Source organism: Nocardiopsis sp. MG754419, assembly GCF_018207095.1.
Taxonomy (GTDB): domain Bacteria; phylum Actinomycetota; class Actinomycetes; order Streptosporangiales; family Streptosporangiaceae; genus Nocardiopsis.
Genome location: NZ_QOCZ01000310.1, coordinates 1 through 1136, shown reverse-complemented (window position 1 = coordinate 1136; position 1136 = coordinate 1). Strand labels below are relative to the sequence as shown.

Below are 1136 nucleotides of genomic sequence, written 5' to 3'. Positions count from 1 at the left end.
GCCATCCCCGGCCCCAGAGCGGCCGCCTCCTGCGGCCCGTACCAGGTCACCGGCCCCTGATCACCCAACCGGGCCGGCTCCAACTGCAGACCCCCCACCCAGAACAACCGGCCCCGGAACTGCGCCGCCACCCACGCCGCCGTCTCCACACTCAACCGACCGAACAACCACCGCGACCGGGCCACCTGCACACCCACATCCGCCAACGTGGCCACCGACACCGACCGCTCGATCCCCAACGCCCCGTGCCCGGCCAGATAGTCCGGCACCATCGCCGCGAACGCCGGCAACGACGCCATACGCACCCGCGGATCCTCGGCCTCCACCAACGTCGGCCACGGCCGCCACACCCCCACCGGCAGATCCCGATCGGCCCACAAACGCCGACACATCAACCCCACCAGATACGACAGCTCCTGCGGCCACGACTCCTCACCCTCACCCGGCCACAGCGCCGCCACCTCCACCCGGTCCGCCTCGGCCAACGCGAACAGATCCCACACCCGCTCGGCCTCCACGCCCACCGGCACCCGCAACCCCGGATCCGGCAACGACTCGGCCGCCTCCAACCACACCCGCACATCCTCGCCCAGACCGAAACGTTCCACCACAAGAGCACTGTCCATGCCCACATCCTGCCCCCACCCACCAGTGAGACGCGACCCACAGGTGGGCATAGTGTTAAAGCACCACCCACCACCACAGCCACCGAAGAACGAGGAACACCACCGATGTCCGACCCGGCGCAACTCCTGCGCGACTGGATCGCCACCTACCACACCCCCACCACGTCGGTGGCCCACCTCCTCTGCGACCGCCACGACCCCACCACCACCGCCACCACCGAGATCGGCCCCACCCTCCAACCCACCACCCTCACCTACGGCGAACTCCACCAACGCTCCACCGACCTGGCCGCAGGCCTGGCCACCCTGGGCATCACACCCGGCGACCACATCGCCACCCTCATGCCCAAAGGCATCGACCTGACCATCACCGCCCTGGCCGCCTGGCGCCTGGGAGCCGTCCTGGTCCCCCTCCTGTCCTCACTGGCCCCCCACGCCATCACCCAACGCCTCACCGACGCCGGCGCACGCCTGGTCATCTGCCAAGACGAATACCGCACCAAACTCGAC

Annotated in this window: 2 protein-coding genes; one reads left to right on the top strand and one right to left on the bottom strand. The window is 69.5% G+C overall.

Translation table 11 applies throughout. The features are described 5' to 3' along the window. Positions 1 to 626: acyltransferase domain-containing protein (locus DSY14_RS27845; RefSeq protein WP_211719572.1), on the bottom strand; the 626-nt coding region annotated here is incomplete at its 3' end. A gap of 105 nt (positions 627 to 731) precedes the next feature. Here DSY14_RS27845 and DSY14_RS27840 point away from each other — a divergent pair. Continuing rightward, the coding region (locus DSY14_RS27840) for an AMP-binding protein (RefSeq protein WP_211719571.1) at positions 732 to 1136 on the top strand (405 nt) is incomplete at its 3' end.